The sequence below is a fragment of the Microbulbifer mixtoriginis (SeqCode) genome, assembly GCF_052466715.1.
The window spans coordinates 4,038,833-4,061,790 of record NZ_CP174288.1 but is presented as its reverse complement, the minus strand read 5'-3'; the positions used below and the strand labels follow the sequence as shown (position 1 = coordinate 4,061,790).

Annotated in this window: 10 protein-coding genes; 6 read left to right on the top strand and 4 right to left on the bottom strand. The window is 42.7% G+C overall.

Annotation, left to right across the window (positions count from 1 at the left end; all coding sequences use genetic code 11):
- Positions 1-207: 207 nt before the first annotated feature.
- Positions 208-762 (top strand): hypothetical protein, encoded by a 555-nt coding sequence (locus ACJJH9_RS18095; RefSeq protein ID WP_444923586.1) that lies wholly within the window; start codon positions 208-210, stop codon positions 760-762.
- A 233-nt stretch (positions 763-995) separates the two neighbouring features.
- Here ACJJH9_RS18095 and ACJJH9_RS18090 read toward each other — a convergent pair whose 3' ends face one another.
- On the bottom strand, positions 996-2,009 hold the full coding sequence (locus tag ACJJH9_RS18090) for a zinc-dependent alcohol dehydrogenase family protein (RefSeq protein WP_444891467.1): 1,014 nt from the start codon (positions 2,007-2,009) through the stop codon (positions 996-998).
- Positions 2,010-2,056: 47 nt separating this feature from the next.
- A complete protein-coding gene (locus ACJJH9_RS18085; RefSeq protein WP_444923585.1) occupies positions 2,057-2,524 on the bottom strand; it encodes an SRPBCC family protein in 468 nt (155 codons plus the stop codon).
- Positions 2,525-2,846: 322 nt separating this feature from the next.
- On the opposite strand from ACJJH9_RS18085, the gene ACJJH9_RS18080 reads away from it, so the two are divergent.
- The 5 genes from ACJJH9_RS18080 (at position 2,847) to ACJJH9_RS18060 (ending at position 20,418) form a co-directional block, all read left to right on the top strand.
- Positions 2,847-3,359: a hypothetical protein gene (locus ACJJH9_RS18080; protein ID WP_444923584.1), complete on the top strand. Its 513-nt coding sequence runs from the start codon at positions 2,847-2,849 to the stop codon at positions 3,357-3,359.
- Between the two features lie 1,164 nt (positions 3,360-4,523).
- Positions 4,524-8,441 carry an RHS repeat domain-containing protein gene (locus ACJJH9_RS18075; protein ID WP_444923583.1) on the top strand — a complete coding sequence of 1,306 codons (3,918 nt, stop codon included), beginning with the start codon at positions 4,524-4,526 and terminating at the stop codon, positions 8,439-8,441.
- Positions 8,442-9,136: 695 nt separating this feature from the next.
- Positions 9,137-15,028 (top strand): hypothetical protein, encoded by a 5,892-nt coding sequence (locus ACJJH9_RS18070; protein ID WP_444923582.1) that lies wholly within the window; start codon positions 9,137-9,139, stop codon positions 15,026-15,028.
- 81 nt (positions 15,029-15,109) lie between these two features.
- Positions 15,110-19,792, top strand: a complete 4,683-nt coding sequence (locus ACJJH9_RS18065) for an RHS repeat-associated core domain-containing protein (protein ID WP_444923581.1) — start codon at positions 15,110-15,112, stop codon at positions 19,790-19,792.
- Positions 19,793-19,806: 14 nt separating this feature from the next.
- Positions 19,807-20,418, top strand: a complete 612-nt coding sequence (locus ACJJH9_RS18060; protein ID WP_444923580.1) for a hypothetical protein — start codon at positions 19,807-19,809, stop codon at positions 20,416-20,418.
- Positions 20,419-20,643: 225 nt separating this feature from the next.
- Here the strand turns inward: ACJJH9_RS18060 and ACJJH9_RS18055 are convergent, their stop codons facing one another.
- Positions 20,644-22,197 (bottom strand): type I restriction-modification system subunit M, encoded by a 1,554-nt coding sequence (locus tag ACJJH9_RS18055; RefSeq protein ID WP_444923579.1) that lies wholly within the window; start codon positions 22,195-22,197, stop codon positions 20,644-20,646.
- Positions 22,160-22,681 carry a restriction endonuclease subunit S gene (locus ACJJH9_RS18050; RefSeq protein WP_444923578.1) on the bottom strand — a complete coding sequence of 174 codons (522 nt, stop codon included), beginning with the start codon at positions 22,679-22,681 and terminating at the stop codon, positions 22,160-22,162. Before ACJJH9_RS18050 ends, ACJJH9_RS18055 begins: the two co-directional genes overlap by 38 nt.
- Positions 22,682-22,958 lie beyond the last annotated feature (277 nt).

The window sequence follows — 22,958 nt, the reverse complement described above, 5'->3', positions numbered from 1 at the left end:
TAAATTCATAATCTACTTAAATCTCTGCCAGATATGAATGAAGCAGAAGTAGAGGTGGGAATAATGCGTTTAATGCGTAGTATTGGCAAAGTTTCTTTATGGCACTGGCATTATTGATGGACAAGATGAGGTGACTTACCAGTTTTTAAAAGATGGTAGATCTATCTCAATGAAAGTGCACTCTGTGCCTATGGAAAAATTTGGTGGTTGAGCACACAGTATCCGGTTTTGGTTCCTGATATTAATTATTTTAATATCGACCTGTCTGGTATCCGCCTGGCTTTACTAGGAAAGTACGACGCAGTTTACGTGGACTTTGATAGTTATCCGGATTTCAGTGATCTTCAAGAGCAGTGTGAGAATATTGTTGATATCATACGTGGTAGTAGAGTTCAGAATCTTGTTATCGATTTTCGAGATAATCATGGCGGGGATTTTTACGTAGGCTTGGCTCTCTCCTCCTGTATTCAAAATTTGGATCAATTCGATTGGCGCAATGGTATATATGTAATGATTGATGAAGGTACTCAATCAGCAGCGATGAGTAATGCGGCCCAGTATCAGCAAATTCTCAATGCCAACTTGGTGGGTACTCCGACAGGCGCCGATCCTAATATAGCCTCTGAAACTAACCGTTTTAAGCTTAAAAACTCGAAGAGAGAGATAAGTATTGCCAAGCGCTATTATCGCTTTATTCAATCTCCTACCGATGCGCTCTACCCTGATTTTCCGATGACGACAAGCTGGCGTGACTATAAGTAGGGTAGGGACGGAGCACTATTACAGTTACTAAATCATATTCAAGAAAAGGATCGTGAAAATCAGGTAAAGTCATAGTAAATATTGACTTTCATTGTACTGAAAAAATAATACACTGCACTCGAAATCTTATTAGGTTTCAACACTCATTGAGCGCATTCATGAGTTTATTCATAATAAATACTGATAGCAGTGTATTAATCGTTTTCTAGAGAATAGCTCTTTAAAATAAACGATTACCACTCCACACAAATCTTACCGAAATGTGAACCGCTGGTTTGGTACTCAAAAGCCTCCTCAAGATTGGCAAATGGAAATGTCTTATCGATAACTGGATGTACTGTATTACTTTCCAATGCCGCAACATAATTCTGCTGTTCACGGCGATTCCCCACAACCAGCCCTTGTAGGCGTGCCTGTTTTCCCATCAGTAATGCTGTTGGGACTTCTCCCTCTCTGCCAGTTAGCACCCCAATGAGGGAAATGTGCCCCCCCACCCTAACCGACTGAATGGATTGTTCCAAAGTGGCGGGCCCACCCACCTCGATAATATGATCGGCCCCTTTGCCATGGGTTAACTCCAGTACTTTTTCTGACCACTGTGTATGGGTCTTATAATTAATTCCGTGAGTTGCCCCCAGCTTCTTGGCGCGTTCTAGTTTCTCATCGGAGGATGAGGTCACAATTACTTGGGCGCCCAACATATTGGCAATTTGAATTACGGCAATAGATACGCCGCCAGTACCAAGGGTTAAAATTATATCTCCTGGTTTAACCTTGCCATCGCTGACCAAGGCCCTCCAGGCCGTGAGGCCCGCTGTGGTAATAGTGGCAGATTCAGTATGACTCCAGCCCTTGGGTGCCAGGGTAAATGCAGTGGCATCACGTACTACATGCTGGGCTGCCATTCCATCAATGCCATCTCCGGGTGTATTGGCGAAGCCCCAAACATTGTGACATGCCGGCCCTGCCTGCCATTGGGGGAAAAAGCAGGAAACCACGGAATCACCGATCTTAAATTCGGTGACACCCTCACCAACGGCCTCAACTGTTCCTGCACCATCAGACATTAAAATACGGCCATCTTCGGTAGATATACTGCCGTCGGCAACCAGCAAATCATGGAAGTTGAGCGAAGATGCGCCAATGGCAACACGGATCTGCCCAGGCCCCGGTTTGCCGGGGTCATCAATTTCACTCAGGGAGATATTTTCAAGACCGCCAGGTGCTTTTAGTGTCAGTGCTTTCATTATTTTCTTCCTTTAATCTTAAGTGCCTCTGTTCTCAGGCCCTCTAGTCAATCTTGATGGCCATTAATCATAGGGTTAGGTCGCGTTTTCGCTAATTCAATGGCAGGTAAACCATTCTGTGTTTCCTGGGTGAGGATACGTACTCGGTCGCCGGATAGATCTTCTATCAACCAGGCGTGGTGAACATCTAGGCGAGCACCTCCCTCACCAGCCCATCCATGCCAAGCTACTCGCGCGGGCTGCCCTTTGACCGGGGCAACGTATTCTACACAGCGCGCTTCAACCGGAAAGCCGAAAGTTTCAAATGAAAACCGGGTTCCCTCTCTCAATTCAGGCCCCAACCCATCCTGGAATTGGATATTGGCAGAGTTTGTATAGTAGCGGGGCCATAGCGATGGGGTGTTGAGTAATGGCCATATATCCAAAGTAGATAATCCTGCGACAATTAGCTCATTAGAGCAATAGTTATCGGTAAATCCTGGAACAAAGCCCTGAGGCCAAATGATTTCGCTCATTGTGATTTCCTCGATTTTGTCACCGGCCATTTACTTATTCCCTGGGGGTTTACCGGTATCTCATTCAATCTTATAGGTCTAATTCAGAGAGTTCATAAGATCATAATGGCGGAGAAACATTAGTTTAATTTGGAATTTTTTATATAAATAATTGTTATACCTTGTTGAAGTGTTGAATTTTCATAATAAATTTGATCATAGGGCTAAAGTTACATAAACCAACAACTATTTGATCAGTTAAAGAGTATTTGGCGCTCTTGTCTGCTTCAAGCTGCTATAAGTATTTAGCTGGCATACACCTCTGGTTAACTGGTTATCGCTCATGATGAAGACTTTGAATGGGAGTAAATTTTTAATTGCTCTGGTTGTATATTTATCTGTAGAAAATTTTGCGTATTCTGAGAGTTACGATACGGGCGATGAGCGTGATTGGCTGTTGAATGCAGAAAATGATAAAGATCGCTTTATTTTGCTGCAAAACTATCTTGGTGGTTTTTCTGTTTCCATGTGGGAAGTAGGGGATCGTTACAAAACCATATACTCGGCACTTCAGAATGAGAACTTTGACCTAGCTATATATCATTGGAAAAAAATTAAAGCTGTCATTGAAAATGGTTATCTAAAACGTCCTGCCCGGAGGTCAAATTCGGATGCAATTTTTATAAACTCAACATATGAAGCTGTACTTAGTGCATTTGAGAGCAGGGATATAAAAAAAGCCTGGCAAGGATTTTCCAATGCCCGCTCTGCATGTATGACATGTCATGTCGCCGAAAAAATACCTTGGATGAATGATCAAAATTTATTTAGAGATACTGCTGTTTCAAATAACTGAACACTATTTTTAATGGTTTACTGAGAGGATTGAACACCCTATTTGAAATTACAACACTTCGACTAGTTGTTAGGGGTAGTTTTGATATGGATCTCTTCATAATAGTTCAGGCTTCTAATCGCTCTCTATCAGTGGTGAATATCATCCGCTGTAAAAGTTTTTATGGCCTTCTATGTTTCTTGGAGATTTTGGTGGTGATGGCGGATTAATAGTTTGATGTTTGAATTTAGTGGGTTTTAGAAAAGGTGTGATATATCGCTAGCTACTTCAACGTTGGGAGTGCGTAAGTGGGTGCTTTTCCTAGACGCCTAGAAACCCAGTGAGTCACATGAGATGTGAGTGTACCCATAAGTTGGCGTATTCGTTCCCCCATAAGTTGTCGTAGTTAGGGGCTGTAAGATCTATGACTCACAAAACGAGCAACAAGTGAGTCATAGATCCCAGTTCTATGACTCATCTGGGGCAAGTCCTTGGTGGTACTGCTCATGCTTAAGATTAAGTAGCCAGAAACACTGGCAAAGACAGCTAAGCTAGTTGATCACATTTTGATCTAGGGAGACTTTCTGGAGTATCTCTATGTCGGGCCAATCAAACAGATGAACTGACCCAGGAGTAAGGGTTACGTGCTCTCTTCAAATAAGCTGAACTTCTTCATATCTCGAAGTCAAAAGAACGCCTTTTAAGCTCGCTAGATAACTATTTTACTCCAGGTGACCACCGTCTTATCCAAATTGGTATTCGTTTCCATCGAGAAAGATCAGAGTCACTCTGGACGAGTTTTATAGATACCTATAGTTTAGTTGCGGAGAAGAGACATATCGTTGCATATGAGATTGATATGCTCAATCTACCAGGAAAGCTCGGCCGTATGGCTCTCAACAATACGGCTTGTATCGCCAGTCTGTTCTTTCAAACTGTTTAGGTCTTTGTTAATGAGCGTGTGTCACATACGTTGACTATTTAGAAAATAATAATAGTCATTTCTAATAGGCTGTTGGTACTAAAGCTCCAATACAGCTGCTTTATTTTAAAAAAATTTAAAGCATGTAAGAATGTCGTTAAAATCACGATGCATAATTATCGGACCAAGAGTGCTCTTTATATAAGCGACATTGACATTACGTAGTGATGTATTTCTCAATATAATGAATTAATAGAAAAATATTGGATATCAATAGAATGAAAGGCAAGTTTTTTAAGGGGTTGCTGCGAGCACAAAGGTTTCTATTTAGTACTATATTTTGTATTCCTTGGATTGCAAACGCTGAAAACCTTACTTATCAATACGATGAATCAGATCGATTGATTCAGGCCAGTTATCAAGACGGAATGGATATTGACTATAGCTATGATGCTTTAGGTAATCTACTGTCCTTGACTTCTTATCCGAGGGCTCAAAATATCAAGCCTTCTGTTCCTGCTGATGAGCACCCTATAAACGGTAGTAAAAATTTAAACCCACGAGAGACTATTCTATCCTGGAATAGTTATGATACTAATGAGGGTGATGTTTTATTTTATGATCTCTATTTGGGGTTGGAAGAAAATCCACCGCTTTATAAATCAGGAATTAAAGCTAATAATTTTAAAGTTGCTAATTTACATTCAGAGGCAACTTATTATTGGAGGTTAGTGGCTAGAGATAATCATAATACAATCTCCGAGGGTCCAATATGGAACTTTGTAACAAGTGATCATACCCATCATGTTGATTTTGAAGAAGGATTTTTTGAAGTTTGGTTCTGGGAGCATAGTGGTACAGAAAGTTGGGCCATAGATTCTGAAAATCCTTATGATGGAAACTATGGAATACGTTCTGGAGATATTTCATCTAGCCAAGTTAGTAGTATAGAAACTGCTGTATATACCCCTGATGGGGATATGTTTTTTTATCTTTCTGTCAGTTCGGAGTCTTGTTGCGACAAGCTAGAGTTTTATATAGATGACGAGTTAAAAGGTAGCTGGTCTGGCTCAGTTCCTTATCAGCTAGTTACTTTTCCAGTGTCCACCGGTGTGCACCGCTTTAAATGGCAGTATATAAAAGATGGATCCGGTGATGCAGGTTCCGATACTGCCTGGATTGACGACATCTTTATCCCTGGTCCTGTTGATGAAGATGCAGACGATATTAAAGATTCTTGGGAATACATTTATTTCGGGGGGCTGGACCATGATATGTCACAAGATTCAGATGATGATGGTATCAGTGATGAGGATGAATGGCTGTTAGAGCTAAACCCCAGCAGTAGTGATAGTGATAATGATGGTCTGCCTGATTTGTGGGAGATAGAGAGGAATCTCAATCCGTTAGATAAAAGTGATGCTCTATTGGATACTGATGAAGACGGAAATAATAATTACTTCGAGTACCTTCATGATACTGATCCTAATGATGCCAATTCAAATACTGAGCCCAATGGCTTTGAAACAAATGGGTTTGGATTACGGTATTGGAAACATACTGGTCCAGTAAATTGGGAAGTAGATTCAGAAAATCCCTATGATGGAGCCTATGGAATACGTTCTGGAGCAATTTCAGCCAATGAGATTAGCAGCATAGAAACTGCGGCAAGCACCCCGGATGGAACAATATACTTTTATCTTTCTGTCAGCTCAGAGTCTACTCACGACAAGTTAGAGTTTTATATAGATGGAGAGTTAAAAGGAACTTGGTCGGGATCGATACCCTATCAACTGGTTACTTATCCGGTGTCCTCCGGCGTGCACAGCTTTAAATGGCAATATGTAAAGGATGGAAGCAAAGATGTAGGTTCCGATACTGCCTGGGTTGACGACATCTTTATCCCTGGCCCTGTTGATGAAGATGCAGACGGTATTAAAGATTCTTGGGAATACATTTATTTCGGGGGGCTGGACCATGATATGTCACAAGATTCAGATGATGATGGTATCAGTGATGAAGATGAAGGTCTGTTAGAGCTAAATCCCAGTAGTGGTGATAGTGATGATGATGGTCTGCCCGATTTGTGGGAGATAGAGAGGAATCTCAATCCGTTAGATAAAAGTGATGCCCTATTGGATACTGATGAAGACGGAAATAATAATTACTTCGAGTACCTTCATGATACTGATCCTAATGATGCCAATTCAAATACTGAACCCAATGGTTTTGAAACAAATGGGTTTGGATTACGGTATTGGAAACATGCTGGTCCAGTAAATTGGGAAGTAGATTCAGAAAATCCCTATGATGGAGCCTATGGAATACGTTCTGGAGCAATTTCAGCCAATGAGGTTAGCAGCATAGAAACTGCGGCAAGCACCCCGGATGGAACAATATACTTTTATCTTTCTGTCAGCTCAGAGCCTACTCACGACAAGTTAGAGTTTTATATAGATGGAGAGTTAAAAGGAACTTGGTCGGGATCGATACCCTATCAACTGGTTACTTATCCGGTGTCCTCCGGCATGCACAGCTTTAAATGGCAATATGTAAAGGATGGAAGCAAAGATGTAGGTTCCGATACTGCCTGGGTTGATAACATTTTTATTCCAGGACCGATTGATGAGGATGGCGATAGTATCAAAGACTCCTGGGAGTATATCTATTTTGAGGAGTTAGGTCATGATATGTCACAAGATACAGATGATGATGGTATCAGTGATGAAGATGAAGGTCTGTTAGAGCTAAATCCCAGTAGTAGTGATAGTGATGATGATGGTCTGCCTGATTTGTGGGAGATAGAGAGGGATCTCAATCCGTTAGATAAAAGTGATGCTCTATTGGATACTGATGAAGACGGAAATAATAATTACTTCGAGTACCTTCATGATACTGATCCTAATGATGCCAATTCAAATACTGAGCCCAATGGCTTTGAAACAAATGGGTTTGGATTACGGTATTGGAAACATACTGGTCCAGTAAATTGGGAAGTAGATTCAGAAAATCCCTATGATGGAGCCTATGGAATACGTTCTGGAGCAATTTCAGCCAATGAGATTAGCAGCATAGAAACTGCGGCAAGCACCCCGGATGGAACAATATACTTTTATCTTTCTGTCAGCTCAGAGTCTACTCACGACAAGTTAGAGTTTTATATAGATGGAGAGTTAAAAGGAACTTGGTCGGGATCGATACCCTATCAACTGGTTACTTATCCGGTGTCCTCCGGCGTGCACAGCTTTAAATGGCAATATGTAAAGGATGGAAGCAAAGATGTAGGTTCCGATACTGCCTGGGTTGACGACATCTTTATCCCTGGCCCTGTTGATGAAGATGCAGACGGTATTAAAGATTCTTGGGAATACATTTATTTCGGGGGGCTGGACCATGATATGTCACAAGATTCAGATAATGATGGTATCAGTGATGAAGATGAAGGTCTGTTAGAACTAAATCCCAGTAGTAGTGATAGTGATGATGATGGTCTGCCTGATTTGTGGGAGATAGAGAGGAATCTCAATCCGTTAGATAAAAGTGATGCCCTATTGGATACTGATGAAGACGGAAATAATAATTACTTCGAGTACCTTCATGATACTGATCCTAATGATGCCAATTCAAATACTGAACCCAATGGTTTTGAAACAAATGGCTTTGGATTACGGTATTGGAAACATGCTGGTCCAGTAAATTGGGAAGTAGATTCAGAAAATCCCTATGATGGAGCCTATGGAATACGTTCTGGAGCAATTTCAGCCAATGAGGTTAGCAGCATAGAAACTGCGGCAAGCACCCCGGATGGAACAATATACTTTTATCTTTCTGTCAGCTCAGAGTCTACTCACGACAAGTTAGAGTTTTATATAGATGGAGAGTTAAAAGGAACTTGGTCGGGATCGTTACTCTATCAACTGGTTACTTATCCGGTGTCCTCCGGCGTGCACAGCTTTAAATGGCAATATGTAAAGGATGGAAGCAAAGATGTAGGTTCCGATACTGCCTGGGTTGATAACATTTTTATTCCAGGACCGATTGATGAGGATGGTGATAATATCAAAGACTCCTGGGAATATATCTATTTTGAGGAGTTAGGTCATGATATGTCACTGGATACTGATGGCGATACGGTTAGTGACCTGGATGAGTATCTCAATGGCACCAATCCATTAAATTAATCTTTAATCTCAGCATTTTCTATCTCCGCTTACCTATTTGGTAAGCGGAGATCAGAATAAAAGAGTAACTTTGGGTTAGTTACTCACCAGAAGTTTAAGGCGCTTGCTTGTATTGGTCGCGCCATTATCGCGTTCTCATTGGCAGCCATCTCAGTATCAATAATTGCTGAGCAAAAAGAACCTGAGAAGTTGCTCGATACTTGAATGTCGATCCAACCCATTGCGGAAGACTATCCGGATAGCCCTTAGGCCGGCTAATCAAGAAACAAGGGTGAGTAAAAAAAGCTAAAGAAGTTCTTGCCATTCAGCCCGGTGAGAAGGGGCAGAGCCTAGCTGAGTTAAAAGCAGTGACTAACCAATATGGTATTGCGCTTACTGCCTTGGAGCTGAATTTGGAGTAGCTCAAGTCTGTTCTTTTACCTGCTATCTGTTTAGGCCTTTGCCAATAAGTGTCTGTCACTTACGTTGGCTATTTAGGAAGTATGAATGGTCACTTTTCAATAGGTTGTTGGTACTGAAGCTCCAATACGGTTGATTTATTTGAAAAAAAAATTTAATGCATGTAAGAATGTCGTTAAAATCACGATGCATAATTATCGGGCCAAGAATACTCATTATATAAGCGACATTGGCATTACGTAGCAATGTATTGCTTAACATAATGAATTAATAAAAAAATATTGGGTAAGAAGAGAATGGAAGGTAACTTTTCTAAGGGGGTGCTGCGAGCACAACGGATTCTATTTAGCACTATATTTTGTATTCCTTGGATTGCAAGCGCTGAAAACCTTACCTACCAATACGATGATTCAGATCGATTGATTCAGGCAAGCTACCAGGGAGAGGTAGATACTGATTATAGTTACGATGCCTTAGGAAATATTCTATCTCTTACTTCCTCCGCAGAGGACCAAAATACGCCGCCTTCCGTACCTACTGATGAGATTCCTCAGTCAGGAGCCAATGGAGTTAGCCCAGGAGCAACTACCCTGTCATGGAGTAGCTCTGATGCGAATAGTAATGATTTTGTCTTTTATGATATCTACCTTGGACTAACTCCAAGCCCCGAGCTTTATAAATCTGGACTCAAGGCCGATAGTATTACTATATCCGGTTTATATTCAGAGAGGGCCTACTACTGGAAAGTGGTTGCTAGAGACAACCATAATGCTGTAATAGAAAGCCCAATATGGAGCTTTAATACAGCAAATACCGCCCCAGAAGCTGCGCCCAGTCAAGTTAATCCTATCAATAATCTATACACAAGCTACAAAGATATAACTCTTAGTTGGAGTAAAGTGGCTGACGCTGATCCGGATGATACGGTTACATACGACATTTATCTCAGTGAATCACCAGAACCAGCTTTATTTGAGCAAGGTTTCACCAGTACCAACAAGAAATTATCAGGTCTTGATCCGTGGAAAACCTATTATTGGAAAGTTGTTGCTATTGATGACCATGGTGCTGAAAAATCCAGCTCCATATGGTCATTTAATCCGCTTGATACTGATTTAGATGGCACTCCAGATGATATCGAAGACCTGCGGTGCACAGACAAAAATAAAAAAGATTCCGATGGAGATTTACTGCTCGATGGTGAGGAAGATCTCAATAAAAATGGAGTTGTCGATGTAGGGGAAACAAATCCCTGTAGTGCAGATACCGATGGCGATGGGATGCCAGATGGATGGGAAGTAGCTAACCAATTGGACCCTTTATTGAATGATGCTTTTTCCGATATGGATGGAGATGGTTGGTCCAATATTAAGGAATACATGGCCGGATCGGACCCAAGCTTGTTGGATAGCATTCCGTCTGAAGACTTTAACTTGGCTGATTTTGAAGATGGTAGATTTGATCCCTGGTATTGGAAGCATGATGGCTCTGCAAGCTGGCTGATTGATACAGAAAACCCGAATACCGGCACTTATGCGATTCGATCAGGCAGCATCACCCACAATCAAAGTAGTAGCACGGAAGTTTCTGTTAATACTCCTGATGGTGAAATGTTCTTCTATTTATCGGGGAGTTCTGAGAATTCTGACAGGTTGAATTTCTATATAGATGATGAGCTGAAGGGAACCTGGTTCGGAGAGTTTCCATACGAGAGAGTTATTTTTCCGGTAACATCGGGAGTACACAACTTCAAGTGGGAATACACAAAAGATGGGTCTAGAGACACCGGTTCTGATGCGGTTTGGATAGATGATATCTATATCCCTGGCCCGATTGATGAAGATGCGGACGGTATCAAAGACTCGTGGGAATACATCTATTTCGGCGGGCTAGATCACGATATGTCACTAGATAGTGATGGTGATGGTTTAACCGATGAAGATGAAGGTCTTTTGGAAATTGATCCCAGTACCAGAGATAGTGATAGTGATGGCATGCCAGATTTTTGGGAAGTGGCTAACAACCTAGATCCGCTGGTCAACGACACTTTGCTGGATGCAGATGAGGACGGTGTTAGTAATTATGCTGAATACCTCTTTGGTACGAATCCTCAGGACAAACTGGATTTACCGATTGAGTTTGGCTTTGAGGCCGGTGAATTTATGCCTTGGTATTGGGCGCATAGCGGTAGCCAGGGATGGTCTGTAGATACAGAGAATCCTTACGCTGGCACTTATGCGATTAAATCTGGCGATATCACCCATAACCAAATCAGCAGTACGGAAGTTTCTGTTAATACCCCTGATGGTGAAATATTCTTCTATTTATCTGGGAGTTCTGAGAATTCTGACAGGTTGAATTTCTATATAGATGATGAGCTGAAGGGAACCTGGTTCGGAGAGTTTCCATACGAGAGAGTTATTTTTCCGGTAACAGCTGGAGTACACAACTTCAAGTGGGAATACACAAAAGATGGGTCTAGAGACACCGGTTCTGATGCGGTTTGGATAGATGATATCTATATCCCTGGCCCGATTGATGAAGATGCGGACGGTATCAAAGACTCGTGGGAATACATCTATTTCGGCGGGCTAGATCACGATATGTCACTAGATAGTGATGGTGATGGTTTAACCGATGAAGATGAAGGTCTTTTGGAAATTGATCCCAGTACCAGTGATAGTGATAGTGATGGCATGCCAGATTTTTGGGAAGTGGCTAACAACCTAGATCCGCTGGTCAACGACACTTTGCTGGATGCAGATGAGGACGGTGTTAGTAATTATGCTGAATACCTCTTTGGTACGAATCCTCAGGACAAACTGGATTTACCGATTGAGTTTGGCTTTGAGGCCGGTGCATTTATGCCTTGGTATTGGGCGCATAGCGGTAGCCAGGGATGGTCTGTAGATACAGAGAATCCTTACGCTGGCACTTATGCGATTAAATCTGGCGATATCACCCATAACCAAATCAGCAGTACGGAAGTTTCTGTTAATACCCCTGATGGTGAAATATTCTTCTATTTATCTGGGAGTTCTGAGAATTCTGACAGGTTGAATTTCTATATAGATGATGAGCTGAAGGGAACCTGGTTCGGAGAGTTTCCATACGAGAGAGTTATTTTTCCGGTAACAGCTGGAGTACACAACTTCAAGTGGGAATACACAAAAGATGGGTCTAGAGACACCGGTTCTGATGCGGTTTGGATAGATGATATCTATATCCCTGGCCCGATTGATGAAGATGCGGACGGTGTCAAAGACTCGTGGGAATACATCTATTTCGGCGGGCTAGATCACGATATGTCACTAGATAGTGATGGTGATGGTTTAACCGATGAAGATGAAGGTCTTTTGGAAATTGATCCCAGTACCAGTGATAGTGATAGTGATGGCATGCCAGACTTTTGGGAAGTGGCTAACAACCTAGATCCGCTGGTCAACGACACTTTGCTGGATACGGATGATGATGGGGTTACCAATTATATCGAGTATCTTTTCGATACAAATCCTCAGGATAGTATGGATCAACCAGTTGGCTTTGGCTTTGAAACCGGAGAGTTTACTCCTTGGTACTGGATGACCAGTGACAATCAGAGTTGGACAATTGACACTGAAGCCCCCTATGCAGGTTCCTATGCAATTCGATCAGGTGATATTTCTCATAGCCAAAGTAGTAGCACCGAAGTTTCTGTTAATACCCCTGATGGTGAAATGTTCTTCTATTTATCAGTAAGCTCTGAAACCGCTGATAAATTGAACTTTTATATTGATGGAGAGCTGAAAGGAAGCTGGTCTGGAAATGTACCGTACGAGAAGGTTGCTTATCCGATAACAGCTGGCATACACAATTTTAAATGGGTTTACAAAAAAGATGGATCAGTGGACACCGGTTCTGATGCCGCTTGGATAGATGATATCTATATCCCTGGCCCGATTGATGAAGATGCAGATGGTATTAAAGATTCCTGGGAGTACATCTATTTCGGTGGGTTAGGTCACGATTTGTCTATAGATAGTGATGGTGATGGTTTAACCGATGAAGATGAAGGTCTTTTAGAAATAGACCCTAGTACCAGTGATACTGATGCTGACGGTATGCCTGACCTCTGGGAGGTGGAAAACAATCTTGATGCGCGAGTGGACGATAGCTCCCAGGACGCGGATGAAGATGGGTTTACCAATTATGTCGAATATGTTTCCGGTACGAATCCTCAGGATAATATGGATCAACCAGTTGGCTTTGGCTTTGAAACCGGAGAGTTTACTCCTTGGTACTGGAAGAACAGTGATAATCAGGGTTGGACAATTGACACTGAAGCCCCCTATGCAGGCTCCTATGCAATTCGATCAGGTGATATTTCTCATGGTCAAAGTAGTAGCACCGAAGTTATTGTTAATACTCCATCAGGAGAAATGCTTTTCTATTTATCAGTAAGCTCTGAAACTGCTGATAAATTGAACTTTTATATCGATGGAGAGCTGAAAGGAAGCTGGTCTGGAAATGTACCGTACGAGAAGGTTGTTTATCCGATAACAGCTGGCATACACAATTTTAAATGGGTTTACAAAAAAGATGGATCAGTGGACACCGGTTCTGATGCCGCTTGGATCGATGATATCTATATCCCTGGCCCGATTGATGAAGATGCAGATGGTATTAAAGATTCCTGGGAGTACATCTATTTCGGTGGGTTAGGTCACGATTTGTCACTAGATAGTGATGGTGATGGTTTAACCGATGAAGATGAAGGTCTTTTAGAAATAGACCCTAGTACCAGTGATACTGATGCTGACGGTATGCCTGACCTTTGGGAGGTGAATAACAATCTGGATCCGCGGATGAATAACAGCTCCCAGGACGCGGATGAAGATGGGTTTACCAATTATGTCGAATATGTTTCCGGTACGAACCCTCAGGATAATATGGATCAACCGGTTGGCTTTGGCTTTGAAACCGGAGAGTTTACTCCTTGGTACTGGAAGAACAGTGATAATCAGGGTTGGACAATTGACACTGAAGCCCCCTATGCAGGCTCCTATGCAATTCGATCAGGTGATATTTCTCATGGTCAAAGTAGTAGCACCGAAGTTATTGTTAATACTCCATCAGGAGAAATGCTTTTCTATTTATCAGTAAGCTCTGAAACTGCTGATAAATTGAACTTTTATATCGATGGAGAGCTGAAAGGAAGCTGGTCTGGAAATGTACCGTACGAGAAGGTTGCTTATCCGATAACAGCTGGCATACACAATTTTAAATGGGTTTACAAAAAAGATGGATCAGTGGACACCGGTTCTGATGCCGCTTGGATAGATGATATCTATATCCCTGGCCCGATTGATGAAGATGCAGATGGTATTAAAGATTCCTGGGAGTACATCTATTTCGGTGGGTTAGGTCACGATTTGTCAATAGATAGTGATGGTGATGGTTTAACCGATGAAGATGAAGGTCTTTTAGAAATAGACCCTAGTACCAGTGATACTGATGCTGACGGTATGCCTGACCTTTGGGAGGTGAATAACAATCTGGATCCGCGGATGAATAACAGCTCCCAGGACGCGGATGAAGATGGGTTTACCAATTATGTCGAATATGTTTCCGGTACGAACCCTCAGGATAATATGGATCAACCGGTTGGCTTTGGCTTTGAAACCGGAGAGTTTACTCCTTGGTACTGGAAGAACAGTGATAATCAGGGTTGGAGAATTGACACTGAAGTCCCCTATGCGGGCTCCTATGCAATTCGATCAGGTGATATTTCTCATGGTCAAAGTAGTAGCACCGAAGTTATTGTTAATACTCCATCAGGAGAAATGCTTTTCTATTTATCAGTAAGCTCTGAAACTGCTGATAAATTGAACTTTTATATCGATGGAGAGCTGAAAGGAAGCTGGTCTGGAAATGTACCGTACGAGAAGGTTGCTTATCCGATAACAGCTGGCATACACAATTTTAAATGGGTTTACAAAAAAGATGGATCAGTGAACACCGGTTCTGATGCCGCTTGGATCGATGATATCTATATCCCTGGCCCGATTGATGAAGATGCAGACGGTATCAAAGATTCCTGGGAATACATCTATTTCGATGGGTTAGATCACGATATGTCATTGGATACTGATGGCGATACGGTTAGTGACCTGAATGAATATCTCAATGGCACCGATCCATTAAATTAATCTTTAATCTCAGCATTTTTTACTTCCGCTTACCTATTTGGTAAGCGGAGTTCAGAATAAAAGAATAACTTTGGGGTAGTTATGCACCAGAAGTCTAAGGCGCTTGCATATATTAGTCGCGCCGTTATCGCGTTCTCATTGGCAGCCAGCTCAGTATCAATATTTGCAGAGCAAAAAGAGCCTGAGAAGTTGCTCGGTACTAGAATGTCGATCCAGCCCATGGATCTGAAACGTGATTTATCTCGTGAGGATTTGATTGCTGCGGGCCAGCTCGGCGGACACTTGTACCCCACTGAAGAGCACGAAAGTTCGGACGACAAAGTGCTTAAAGCCAAGCGTCAGGATATGCGTCTGAAGTTTGGTGAAGCTATTCAGAACTGGAATCACCATGAGTACAAACGTGCATATCAGCAATTCAAGACTTATGCGGAAGACTATCCGGATAGCCCTTGGGCCGGCGAAGCTAAATTGCATATGGCATGCGAGGCAAGGTACAACGGCCGCTATACAGAAGCAGAACAAACTTTTAACGAAATTATTCAGCAGTACAGCAAAAGCGACTACGCGGGTAGTCAGATGTTGGCCGACAAGGCTAAAAGTCGCCTCGCTGTATTGAAGGTTCTGGAAAATAATCGTGGGGAGGCCATTAAGTACCTTTCCGATCTGAAAGCTAACGCTAAAGACTGGCGTTTGAGGACATATGCCTCCAACTGGATACAACGTATCGGGCGACAGAATGCAAATGACGTGTCGCTTCTGGACTGCGGCTCGCGTGCTCTGGCGCACCTGCTCAAGAAACAGGGACGAGTAAAAGAAGCTAAAGAAGTACTTGCCATTCAGCCCGGTGAGAAGGGACAGAGCCTAGCCGAGCTAAAAACAATGGCTAACCAATATGGTATTGCGGTTACTGCCATGGAGCTGAATATGGAGCAGCTCAAGTCTGTTCCTTTGCCTGCCATTGTTCAGATTAATTCAAATGGTAAAGGTGGTATTGGGCACTACTGGATTGTTGAAAAAATTCGTAAGGGAGTCGTGACTCTTCGCGACCCTCAAATACCCCGCCGTTTCAAACAAACCTTGAAAGAATTTCAAAGGGAATGGAGTGGTAATGCTCTGGTATTTTCTGAAGCTGATGGCCTGCCGGGCAGAGTGCTAGCCAAAGAAGAAAGAGACCAGATCTACGGTGGTTGCTGTGGCGTACAGCGCCCTGAAGACGATCTGGGCGATCCAGATGGCGACGATAGCTCACCTGAGGATGATGATGAGTGTTCCGAAGGTGCTCCAATATGGCGAGTTAACCCCGTCAATATGAACTTCTACATGGTGGATACACCGATATGGTATACACCTGCTTACGGACCCAAAGTACGTATTAAGCTGAGTTACAATTCCCAGTCTTCTATCGCTCAGCATGAGCCCTTTGGTAATAAATGGGCCTTCAATTACAGTAGCTATCTGCTGGTAGATCCCGGTGAAACCGTCACTGTGTTCATGCCTGATGGTCGCCGCGATGTCTATATCCCGGACTCGGACGGTGTCTACGCCAGTCCCTATGGTGTTTACAACAAGCTTATCAAGCTAAAGGAAAACCACTTCCTATTGCAGTTTTTAGATGGTAGTGAATTTGAATATGCAATTCCTGACAACACTGACTCCATGCAGCCATTCTTGGTTCGCCAGACTGATAAGAATGGCTTCAGCCTTACTTTTGGTTACGATGCAAATATTCACCTGACTAGCATTACCGATGCTACCAATCAGGTGACTAACCTGACTTATAACGCCGAAGGCCTGGTTAAAACCATTACCGACCCATTTCAGCGTACTGCCACCTTTGAGTACGACACAGACCGTAACCTTGTCAAACTGACCGATATGGGCGGCTACTGGACCGAGATTGGTTATGATGCCGATATTTATGTCTCCAGTGTAAAGAACCCGCTTGGTGAGTGGAGTTTTTACTTTGAGCCGGCTGTCAGCCAGTCTAATGGCACTATTGTATATCCTGCTCCCGGTGATCCGATGTGGGAAAATTACCGGATTACCATTACCAATCCGGAAGGAGGCAAAGAGGAGTATTTTTATAACGGTTATTCTGGGTACTCTTGGTACGTAAGCCCTGAGCACTATGTTGAATATGTTGACCAGACTACCAACAACTTCAAAACAGCCCCACAGACCAAGTATGAGTTTACTAAGGTCTTCAATAATGTCGGTCGTATCAAGAAGGTTACTAATCCAGAAGGTGACTATCTTTCTTATACCTACGATAACAGTACTGGTCTAGTAACAGCGATAAGCGACGCAGCCGGTAAAACGACCCGTTATTCTTATAACGATAAAGGTAAGGTTACACAGATCACTTTGCCTGATGGTCAAGTAACTACTTTCACTTATGAAGAAAGTAACGGAGTCGATTTAACATCTATAACCACTGCGCTGGGAAGTGTGGAGATTGGTTACGATGAGAAGCGTCGACCTACCAGTTTTAAAGATATCGATACTAAATCCACTACTGTCACCTACAATGCTTTTGGTCAATTAGAAACAGTCACCGATGCTTTGCAGCAAGTGACTCGCTACAGTTACAACACTAACCAGCATCTAGAACAGATACACCTTAGTAATCAGTTGTTGGCATCTTACACTTATGACGCGAAGGGACGCTTAAAGACCAGTACCGACGCTACGAATTTCACTCTTGAATACAGCTACAACGACCTAAATAGCCTTACAGAAGTCAGCTATCCAGACGGCGGCACCGAGTCTTACAACTATGCCAGCTGCCCGCGCTTAATGCAGGACAGTTCGCGACGCGGCGGTCGTACGACTACTTATAGCTATGACAAGATGAAGCGGTTGGTGGAGGAGTCCAATAGCTCAAGCTGGAAGAATCGCTATGTCTACGATGCCAACAGCAATTTGGTTGAATTTATCGATGCCAATCAAAACCGTACTCGCTTTAGCTACGACAAAAATGATCGCCTGAAGGCAAAAACTTATGCTGATGATCAGGGGGTAAGCTATCAATACAATAACCGAGGTTTACTGTCGAAAATTACGAATGCCCGTGGCATTGAAATCAGTTACACCTATGATGATAACGGTAATCAGCTCACCACCAGCTATAGTGATGACACCCCAAGTATCACTTACACTTACGATGATCACGACAGGCTTGCTAGCATTCAGGATGGTGTAGGAACCACAACTTTTTCCTATAACACCAATTCCACTATTGCTACGATAGATGGTCCCTGGGAATCCGACACTATTGCCTATACCTATGATGATCATAGTCGAATTAAAACTCTTGTCGTCGAGAATGGTCCGCAAAGGGAGTATATCTACGATACCCTCAATCGCCTTAAAGATATCAAGGTGGGTTCGCAGACTTATACTTATCAGTATGTTGGTAACAGTGGACTCATTGATTCGCTAACCTTACCTAACCAGACTCTGAGCAAGTATGCTTATGATGGCATGAACCGCTTGCAGCAGCTCACCAATAAGACCATTGATGAGCAGCTGCTGACTGATTATCAGTTCACTTACAATGATCGGGATCTGATTGCAACGGAATCCCGCACAGATACCCTGCCGTATGTTGGCGTTGAAGAGCAGGTCCAGTTTGCCAACAATGAATTAAACCAGACCACAGAAAAAGGAGAGGAGACTTTCCTTTACGATGCTGACGGTAATATGACCCAGGGCTATACGCCGGAAGGCCATGTCTTTACCGCTAGCTACGATGCAGAAAACCGGCTCAAGGAACTAACCTATACAGACAGCACAGGAATTCTCCATAGAAAGGCCTACACCTACTATTGGAATAGCCTGCTGGCTCAAATCCAGTCTTACCAAGATGGCCAACTGACTGACGAACAAAAAATTGTACGCGCAGGCTTTCTTCCTATTCAGGATCGAGACGGAAGTAATGCTCCATTGCGAGATTACCTCTGGGGTCAGAGCATAGGCGGCGGTATCGGCGGTCTGTTAAGTATGAGTGCCGGAGGACAGGACTACTATTATCATTATGATGGTAGAGGTAATGTCACCAGCGTTACGGACTCCTTGCAGCAAAAGGTAGCCGAATACACCTATACCGAATATGGCAGTATCAATAACCAAACTGGAACCTTGGACCAGCCATTCCGGTTCTCCACCAAGCGGTGGGATGAAAGTACAGGATTATCTTATTTTGGTTATCGATATTATATTCCTGCCAATAGTAAATGGCTTACGCGAGATCCAATAGCAGAGTCGGGCGGAATCAACATTTATGAATATGTGGTCGGTAACCCAATAAATCGAGTTGATCCTGAAGGTTTATGGGCGAATGTTTTAGCTGGTGTAGGCGTTAGGGTAATAGGCGGTCGTGCTGCTGGAGCGGCAATATCACGTGGATTACAAGGAGCCCTTGGGCGCCCTGCAGGACGTGTCTTTTCATGCTTATTAATTGGTTATTGTTCGGAAGAAGCTGATGATGGGGCATCTGAAGAGGCTCCAGGAAGTGGAAACCAGTGTCCAGCACCTACTGATAAGAGGCATTCACCTGATCAACAAGCACTTAATGACCTAATTAATGATCTGACATACGGTGGACGTTTACCTCTTTCTGGTTCTGATGCTGATACAATTCTGGACTGGGCAGATGAACTAGGAATTGAGGGAGCAAGGGACGACAGAGGAAAAGACCACTGGGCAGGAGGTGAGCACATTCATGTGCCCGGATCAGGCATCAACCACATACCGACTAAGTAGGACAATACTTAAATATGATTTTTTCGGGTTATCTTGTTTTACGCAAACCAGAATTCAATTTTGATGAACTTGGGCGTGGAGCTTTTTTGCCATATGCTCCAAAAGTTGGGTGCTTATATTATGGTGGTGTTGATCGAATGCAGTGGTTCGACATAGATGAGGATTATTACAGTAAGAAATTACCCCCAAATTTACTCGAGCTTAGAAATGAAATATTTAGCAGTGGTAGAGCAATAGGGGGTATAAGGCTATGTAGCAGCCTTGAAGAAGCTGAGAAGCTGTTGGCTTATAGTAATAAAGAAATAGTAAGAAATGAATTGGTTAAAATTTATTGTGGAAGTTTTTCTTCAATTAAAAATGAACTAGGCCAGAATAAAGGAAATTCAATAGTAGGCTGCGATATGTATTGTGATGGATATGGGTCTCTGATAAGAGCAGGTATCTATACGAATCCTGAAATATTCAACGTGTACAGCAGTAAATTAAATAAAAACGGAATTTTTGATTTTGATGAAAATTTGATGAATGAGTATGTAAGTTCTTATAGGCATGCAGCCCAAAATAATCTTGTAGAAGAGATGGTTGGTTCTATACATATCATCTTACTTATGGAGTTAGCTGGTTGAATTGGACGGTGTGTAGGTGTGAGGTTTAATGCTCTGCACCATAGGTAAAAAATCTACTCTATCAACTTTTAATAGCTTGTTAGTAGAGTGAAATTAAATTTTTGATTTTTTGGAAAGAATAGTTGCCGTTGGCCTTCAATATAGAAGGCCAACATTACCTCGAGATCTAGATTTTTAAAGATAAAAAAGCATATTTTCATCTTGCCATAATATTAAAGTTGCGGCCTAGGTGACATAGCCAAGTCTTCTTAGTAGACTTGTTATCTCATTTTCTGCTTCGGTTAGCTGGGATTTTAACTTCTTACGCTCCGAATATATGGCGGAAAAAGTACCTTCCTCTTTCTTTTTTAGACTATCAACATAGCGTGGAAGGTTAAGGTTGTAGCCATTTTTCCGAATGTCTTCGAGAGTTGCGATATGGGAGTATTTATCCATATCTGCAGCATTTTTGTAGGCCTCAAGAATCTTGTCAATGTTCTCTTTAGATAGCAGGTTCTGATTTTTGCCAGCTTTGTATTCTCGAGAAGCATCAATAAAAATTACATTAGTATTCGTTTTTTTCTTTTTGAATATAAGGATTGCTGCGGCAATGCCGCTGCCGTAAAAGAGTTTTTCAGGGAGGCCAATTACCGCATCAAGCAAATTTTCTTCGATTAAGTCTTTTCGGATAACAGCTTCATTAGAACCACGGAAGAGTACTCCAAGCGGGACAACCACACCCATTCTGCCAGTTTCTGGCTTTAGGGTATTGACCATATGGAGAATGAAAGCGTAATCCCCCTTCGTTTTTGGCGGTAAGCCTCGCTCGAAACGCATGAATTCATCATGAGCGGCTTCTTCATAGCCCCATTTATCAAGTGAAAATGGTGGATTGGCAGTAACAACATCAAACTGCAATAGGTTGCCATGGGGATCCAATAGCTTCGGATTACGGATCGTATCGCCCCACTCAATTTGGTGGTTATCTTGACCGTGTAGAAACATGTTCATTTTGGCCAATGACCAAGTAGAGCTGATGGCCTCTTGGCCATACAACTTATATTTATTGCTTTTATGATTGGTAAATATTTTTTGCCCACATTTCAATAGCAATGATGCGGAACCAGCAGTCGGATCGCAAATGTCGTCGCCAGGCTGTGGGTCGAGTAATTCTGCCAATAAGTCACTAACTTCTGGTGGTGTATAAAATTCTCCTGCTTTCTGCCCACCACTAGCAGCAAAATTTCTGATCAGATACTCATAGGCATTACCTATCACATCTAGTGCACCAACACGAGATGGCTTGAGGTTGAGCTGAGGGCCTGCAAAGTCCTCTAATAAATGACGGAGAATAAGGTCTTTGTGTTTGCCTTCTCCCAGCTTATCAGTATTGAAAGATATGTCTTGAAATACCCTCTTCCCCGCGCTTTTCAGCATGCCGGAATTTGCTTCTTCAAGGATTTTTAGTGCTTGATCAATGCGTTTTCCATTGTCTGGTTCGTGGCGCATTTCGAACAGTGTATAAAAGTTTGCCTCTCTGGGGAGTGCAAACTGTTCGGTCCTCATCTTCTCCTCAATTAATATTGAGTCGTCACCATACTGAGTTTGGTAGGCTTCGTAGTGATCCTGCCAGACATCTGAGATGTACTTGAGGAATAGCATTGTCAGGATGAAATCTTTGTAGGAATCAGCGCTGATCGTGCCGCGAAAGGTATCGCAGGCAGCCCATAAAGCTTTATTGATCATCTCCTGCTTGATGTTGTCAGTCATAAAGTAACCCTCTGATGCGGTCTTCTTCATTAGCCTCTTTGAGAAGGTCGGCACAAATCCGGGACATTAGATTTTCACCGTTCGTAATCAGTTGTTCTGCGAGCCGACGTTCGCTAACAACAGCAGTGTGAAGTCTGGATATGGTCTTCTGGCGTGACATTGAAGGAATAATAATGGGTGTGTTCTCAACGATAGTACGCCGAATACTTTTAGAAGTAGACCCCTCAGCATTGCGCTTAAAATAGTCCTGGGCAGGTTGTTGGTTAAGTTGCCAGGCAAGAAATTCCGGCAGCAATATCTGCTTGGCTGAGTCCCTCAGACTGATATGAAAAAAATGTGGGGCAGCCAGAGTTGGAAATAGTGGCTGCTCGTCAAGATAGTAAGCGTAATTACGTCCCCCCCGGGCGACTAAGAGGATATCGCTTGTGCGTAACCACTCCTTTTTTACTCCGACAGGCTGACACCTAACAACACTCTGCCAATCCACTCCATTAGAAGGGTCAATGTCCCTCATTTGTAATACACGAGTCTCACTTCCTGGATCGTCGATGAGTTTTGTTCGGAAAGCGTGCCCCGCTCTGATCGTGGCTAATGGGCCTAGTAGATTCATATTCTTATGCAGTAATGGCATTGATGCATAAATATTAGCTTGATAGGACAACGGGCAGCAAGAGTTTTTGCATCAATCGGCTTGAAGCGGGCGTCAAATTACTTTTATTCGTGACTCTATGCATCATGGCGTATGATGTAGGTGTGTAATTTATAGTAGTTTAAATGCTATCTGGCAGTTT

Bases quoted from the DNA above. Each gene is read 5' to 3' on its own strand.
- ACJJH9_RS18060 (WP_444923580.1), top strand. From the start codon at position 19,807: ATGATTTTTTCGGGTTATCTTGTTTTACGCAAACCAGAATTCAATTTT.
- ACJJH9_RS18070 (WP_444923582.1), top strand. From the start codon at position 9,137: ATGGAAGGTAACTTTTCTAAGGGGGTGCTGCGAGCACAACGGATTCTA.
- ACJJH9_RS18080 (WP_444923584.1), top strand. From the start codon at position 2,847: ATGATGAAGACTTTGAATGGGAGTAAATTTTTAATTGCTCTGGTTGTA.
- ACJJH9_RS18085 (WP_444923585.1), bottom strand. From the start codon at position 2,524: ATGAGCGAAATCATTTGGCCTCAGGGCTTTGTTCCAGGATTTACCGAT.
- ACJJH9_RS18055 (WP_444923579.1), bottom strand. From the start codon at position 22,197: ATGAAGAAGACCGCATCAGAGGGTTACTTTATGACTGACAACATCAAG.
- ACJJH9_RS18090 (WP_444891467.1), bottom strand. From the start codon at position 2,009: ATGAAAGCACTGACACTAAAAGCACCTGGCGGTCTTGAAAATATCTCC.
- ACJJH9_RS18050 (WP_444923578.1), bottom strand. From the start codon at position 22,681: ATGAGGGACATTGACCCTTCTAATGGAGTGGATTGGCAGAGTGTTGTT.
- ACJJH9_RS18065 (WP_444923581.1), top strand. From the start codon at position 15,110: ATGCACCAGAAGTCTAAGGCGCTTGCATATATTAGTCGCGCCGTTATC.